The sequence below is a fragment of the Streptomyces sp. NPDC042638 genome (genome assembly GCF_040647235.1).
Taxonomy (GTDB): domain Bacteria; phylum Actinomycetota; class Actinomycetes; order Streptomycetales; family Streptomycetaceae; genus Streptomyces; species Streptomyces rameus.
Window position 1 is genome coordinate 1 of the sequence record NZ_JBEZBT010000119.1, and the last position, 5,955, is coordinate 5,955.

The following is a 5,955-nucleotide window of genomic DNA, read 5'->3' on the forward strand; positions in this document are numbered from 1 at the left end:
CCAGCAAGTCCGCAGCCATACCCAGCCACTGCGAACCCTGACCCGGGAACACGAAGGCGACCCCGGTGCCGCGGCGGACGGTGCCCTCGACGAGGGCGGTGGTGGCGCGGCCGGAGATGTAGGACCGGAGTTCCCGCATCGCCGTGGTGCGGTCGGGTGCCAGGACGACGGCGCGGTGGTCGAAGGCGGTCCGGGTGGTGGCGAGGGAGAGGGCGGTGTCGGTGGCCGTCGCCTCGGGGTGGGCCTCGGCGTGCTCCAAGAGGCGCGCGGCCTGGGGGCGCAGTGCCGCCGCGGACTTGGCCGACAGCACCCAGGGGACGGTCGGCAGGGCGGTCGGCGCCGGGGTGCCGGGGGTGTCGTCGTCGGTGTCGGCCTGCGGCACGGGGGGCTCTTCGACGATGGCGTGGGCGTTGGTTCCGCTGATGCCGAAGGAGGACACGCCGAATCGGCGTGGTTCCTCGGCCTCGGGCCACGGGGTGGTCTCGGTCAGTAGTTCGACGGCTCCGGCCGACCAGTCCACGTGGGGTGACGGCTGGTCCACGTGCAGGGTGCGCGGGAGCACACCGTGCCGCATGGCCAGCACCATCTTCATCAGCCCGGCCACACCGGCCGCGGCCTGGGTGTGCCCGATGTTGGACTTGACGGAGCCGAGCAGCAGCGGCTTGTCGGTGTCGCGTCCACGGCCGTAGGTGGCCAGGAGGGCCTGTGCCTCGATGGGGTCGCCGAGCTTCGTGCCGGTGCCGTGGGCCTCGACGGCGGCGACCTGGTCGGGGGAGAGTCCGGCGTCCGCGAGCGCGGCACGGATCACGCGCTGCTGGGAGGGGCCGTTGGGGGCGGACAGCCCGCTGCTGGCGCCGTCCTGGTTGACGGCCGTACCGCGTACGACGGCCAGTACCGGGTGTCCGTTGCGGCGGGCGTCGGAGAGGCGCTCCAGGAGGAGCATGCCGGCGCCCTCGGCCGGGGCGAAACCGTCGGCCGCGGCGGCGAACGGCTTGCAGCGGCCGTCCGGGGCGAGTCCACGCTGCCGGCTGAAGCCGATGAAGGTGCCGGGGGTGGCCATGACCGTGACGCCGCCGGCGAGGGCGAGGGTGCACTCGCCGCGGCGCAGTGCCTGCACGGCGAGGTGCAGGGCGACCAGGGAGGAGGAACACGCGGTGTCCACCGTGACGGCGGGGCCCTCCAGGCCGAGGGTGTAGGCGACGCGGCCGGACACGACGCTGATGGCGCTGCCGGTCACGAGGTGGCCCTCGACACCGTCGGCGGCCTCGTGGACGCGCGGTCCGTAGTCGGGCGCGACGGCGCCCGCGAAGACACCGGCCTGGCTGCCCTTGAGCGAGGCGGGGTCGATGCCCGCGCGCTCGATGGCCTCCCAGGCGGTCTCCAGCAGCAGGCGCTGCTGCGGGTCCATCGCCGTCGCCTCACGCGGCGAGATGCCGAAGAAGTCGGCGTCGAAGTCGCCGGCCTCCGCGAGGAAGCCGCCTTCGCGGGCGTATGTGGTGCCCGGCCGGTCGGGGTCGGGGTCGTAGACGGCGTCGGTGTCCCAGCCGCGGTCGGCGGGGAACGGCGTGATCGCGTCCTCCTCGCCGTACACCAGGCGCCACAGGTCCTCGGGGGCACGGACGCCGCCGGGGAAACGGCAGCCCATACCGACGATCGCGATCGGCTCGTGGGCCGCCGCCTCCACTTCCTGCAGGCGGTTGCGGGTCTGATGCAGGTCGGCCGTGACCCGACGGAGATAACCGAGGAGCTTTTCTTGTTCCGACATCAGGACCTCACGTGCTTGGGAAGCTGGGCGTACAGCGGGAAGGACAGGGCGGCGCGCGGGACGGCACCGGTGGGCGCGGGAGCGGTCAAGCGGATCAGGACTCCTCCGCGGAGCCGAACTCCTGGTCGATGAAAGCGAAGAGTTCGTCCGCGTCCGCGGTCTCCAAGTGGTCTGCGACGGCGTCCGAGGCGTCGGGTTCGGCGGCCGGCACGGCCTCCGACGGGGTTCCGCCGTCGCTCCAGCTGGAGACGCTGGACAGCAGTTCCCGGAGCCGGCTGGCCACCACCTCGCGTGCACCGGTGTCGCCGTCGGCGACCGCCTCGCGCAACGCGGCTTCCATCCGGTCGAGTTCGGCGGTGAGAGAGGTGTCCGGCGCCTCGGCCGCCGGGGCGGGTGCCAGCTCCTCGTCGAGGAGTCCGGCGAGCGCCTCGGGCGTCGGGTAGTCGAAGATCAGCGTGGCGGGCAGCCGCAGTCCGGTGGCCGCGTTGAGCCGGTTGCGCAGTTCGACGGCGGTGAGGGAGTCGAAGCCGAGTTCGAGGAAACCGCGGTCGGCGACGACGGACACCGCGGAACCGTGTCCGAGCACGGTGGCGCCGTGCTCCTGGACCAGCCGCAGCAGCGTCCGCCGCCGCTCCGGCGCGGCGAGCCCGGCCAGCCGCTGCGCCGGCGACGGTGCGTCGGAGCGCTGCGGTTCCTGGACACGGGACCTCCGGGCCGGCCCGGGCTGTCGTACGACACCGCGCAGCACGGCGGGCGGCGGGGTGCCGCCCTGGGCGGCCTCTGCGGCCAGCAGTGCCGTGTCCAGCCGGGCGGGTACGACGAGGGCCTCGGCCAGACCGCCCGCCGCGTCGAGGAGCGCCAGGCCCTCCTGTGAGGAGAAGGGCAGCAGGCCGCTGCGGCTCATGCGGGACAGGTCCGCCTGGTTGAGGTGGCCGGTCATTCCCGTGCGCTCGGCCCACAGGCCCCAGGCCAGCGAGTTGGCGGGAAGACCCTGCGCGTTGCGGTGCTGGGCGAGAGCGTCCAGGAAGGTGTTGGCCGCCGCGTAGTTCGCCTGGCCCGCGGAGCCGAAGACACCCGCCGTCGAGGAGAACAGGACGAAAAGGGAGAGGTCGAAACGGCGCGTGAGCTGGTGCAGATGCCAGGCCGCCTCGGCCTTGGCGCGCAGTACGGTGCCCAGGCGTTCCGGCGTCAGGGACGCGACCGTGGTGTCGTCCAGGACGCCCGCGGCGTGCACCACACCGGTCAGGCCGTGTCCGTCCGGCAGGTCGGAGAGGAGTGCCGACAGTGCGTCGCGGTCGGCGACGTCACAGGCGGCCGTCCGTACCGTGGCGCCCAGCGCCGCCAGTTCCTCGCGGAGTTCCGGCATGCCGTCGGCGGCCTCCCCCCGCCGGCTGACCAGCAGCAGGCTGCGTACCCCGTGCCGTTCGACCAGGTGCCGGGCGACGAGCCTGCCGAGTGTGCCCGCGGCGCCCGTGACCAGGACGGTGCCGTCGGGCCGCGGCCCGGTGGGGGGAACGCTGAGCACCAGCTTGCCGACATGGCGCGCCTGGCTCATGTACCGGAACGCCTCCGGGGCCCGGCGTACGTCCCACACGCGGGTGGGCAGCAGCCGCAGCCGCCCCTGAGCGAAGAGGTCGAGGATCTCCGCCAGCATCCGGCCGATCCGCTCGGGACCGGCCTCGCCCAGATCGAAGGCCCGGTATGCGACCGCCGGGTGGGCCGCCGCCACGGCTGCGGCCTCGCGGACGTCCGTCTTGCCCATCTCCACGAACCGGCCGCCGGCGCGGAGGAGGCCCAGCGAGGCGTCGACGTACTCTCCGGCCAGGGAGTTGAGGACGACGTCCACTCCGCCCCCGTCACCGCCGAACCGGCTGGCGAACTCCAGCGAGCGCGAGGACGCCAGATGCGCGTCGTCCACGCCGAGAGTCCGCAGCACCTCCCACTTCGCGGGGCTGGCGGTGGCGAACACCTCGACGTCCCAGGCCCGGGCGAGCTGCACCGCGGCCATGCCGACCCCGCCCGCGGCGGAGTGCACCAGCAGTGACTCGCCGGAGCGTACGGCGGCCAGCTCGCGCAGGGCGTACAGCGCGGTCACGTACACGATGGGAACGGACGCGGCCTCGGTGAACGTCCAGCGCTCCGGAACGCGCGCCAGTGTCCGCTGATCCGCCACGACAAGCGGGCCGAAGCCGCCGGACCAGATGCCCATCACCCGGTCGCCGACGGCGAACGAGGTCACTCCGGGCCCGGTTGCCACCACCACGCCGGCTCCCTCGCCGCCCATCAGGGCCGCGTCGGGGTACATCCCCAGGGCGAGGAGCACATCGCGGAAGTTCAGTCCGGCGGCCCGTACGGCGATCCGTACCTCGTGCCGGCCCAGTTCGCGAGTCGCGTCCGGTGCCTGCCGCAGCCGCAGGCCCTCCAGCGTCCCGTCCTCGGAGGCCGTCAGCCGCCAGGCCGGGACACCGTCCTGGCGGGCTTCCCGTACGGCGTCCGGTGTGCCGTCCGCCATGCCCGGTACGGCAGCCTGTGTGCCGTCCGGGATGCCGCTCTCGGGGACCAGCACCCCTTCGGCGACTCCGCCGGCCAGCCGTGGCACCCGCACCCGGCCGTCCCGCAAGGCGAGCTGGGGCTCTTCGGCCAGCGCCGCTTCGTGCAGCACGGCCAGCGAGGCATCGGTGTCGTCCACGTCCAGCAGGACGAACCGGCCCGGGTGCTCGGCCTGTGCCGACCGCACCAGTCCCCACACGGCGGCGGCCGGCAGGTCGTGCACGTCTTCACCGGGAGCGGTGGACACCGCTCCGCGGGTCACCAGGACGAGCCGTGCCCGGTCGAGACCGTCCGCGGCCAGCCACGCCTGCAGCAGCTCCAGCGTCCGGTGCGTCGTCTCGCGCATCGCCGTGACGACGTCGTCCTCGATACCCGAGGCGACGGTGGCGAAGATCAGCCCGGGCGCCGGGGAGCCGGAGTCCAGTTGCTCGGCGAGGTCAGCCGGGTCGGTGTACTCCTGAGGGGTGCGGCCGGCCGTCTTGAGGGCACGGGCCAGCTCCGAGGAGTGCGGCCCGACGACAGCACAGCCGCCGTCCGTGCCCAGCGGGGCGGCCACGGCGCCGGACATCTCGGTCCAGTCCACGCGGTACAGCGCATCGCCCACCCCTCCGGGCGCCGCGGCCGCCACCTGCTCGGCCGTGACCGGACGGGTCACCAGGGCTTCCGCGCTCGCGACCGGCGTACCCGCCGCGTCGGCGACGAGCACCGACATCCCGTCGGCCCCGGCCGGTGCCAACCGCACGCGCAACGACGAGGCACCGGTCGCGTACAGCGACACCCCACGCCATTCGAACGGCAGCCGGATCGTGCCGGAGTCCCGCTCCCCGTCCGTCAGCCAGGCGTGCAGCGCCGCGTCCAGCAGCGCCGGGTGCAGCCCGTACCGGCTCGCGTCGGCGCGCTGCTCCTCGGCAAGGGCGACCTCGGCGAACACCTCGTCGCCGCGCCGCCAGGCCGCGCCCAGCCCGCGGAACGCAGAGCCGTAGACCAGGCCCGTGGCTGCCAACCTCGCGTACAGATCGCCGAGTTCGACCTGCTGTGCGCCCACCGGCGGCCACACGCTCAGGTCACCCTCCGGCGCGGAGGCTTCGCCGTCGGTGCCGAGCACACCGGAGGCGTGCCGCGTCCAGGCAGCTTCTGAAGCGCCGTCCCCGCGCGAGTACACGCACAGCTCCCGGCGTCCCTCGGCATCCGGGCCGTCCAGCACCACCTGCACCTGTACGCCACCCTCTCGGGGCAGCACCAGCGGCGCCTCCAGCGTCAGCTCCTCCACCCGGTCACACCCGACCGTGTCCCCGGCGCGCAGCGCCAGCTCCACGAACGCCGTCCCGGGAAGGAGGACCGTGCCCTGTACGGCATGTTCGGCGAGCCAGGGGTGGGTGCGCAGGGACAGCCGTCCCGTCAGCAGCGCCCCGTCGGACGCGGGCAGCGTGACGGCCGCGCCCAGCAACGGGTGATCGGCGGAGGACAGACCGGCCGACGTGACATCGGCCGAGACGACAGACTCCGACTCCAGCCAGTAGCGCTGGTGCTGGAAGGCGTAGGTGGGCAGGTCGACGCGCTGGGCACCCGTGCCCGCGAACACCGCCGTCCAGTCGACGGCCGCGCCCCCGACGAACGCCTCGGCCACCGACGTCAGGAAA

General features: G+C 74.0%; 2 protein-coding genes. Both read right to left on the reverse strand.

The genetic code is table 11. From position 1 onward, the window contains the following. Positions 1–1,765, reverse strand: a 1,765-nt coding sequence (locus tag AB0B40_RS37765; protein ID WP_362268140.1) for a type I polyketide synthase, incomplete at its 3' end; no start/stop codon positions are given. 94 nt (positions 1,766–1,859) lie between these two features. Next, on the reverse strand, positions 1,860–5,942 hold the full coding sequence (locus AB0B40_RS37770; protein ID WP_362268142.1) for an SDR family NAD(P)-dependent oxidoreductase: 4,083 nt from the start codon (positions 5,940–5,942) through the stop codon (positions 1,860–1,862). Positions 5,943–5,955 lie beyond the last annotated feature (13 nt).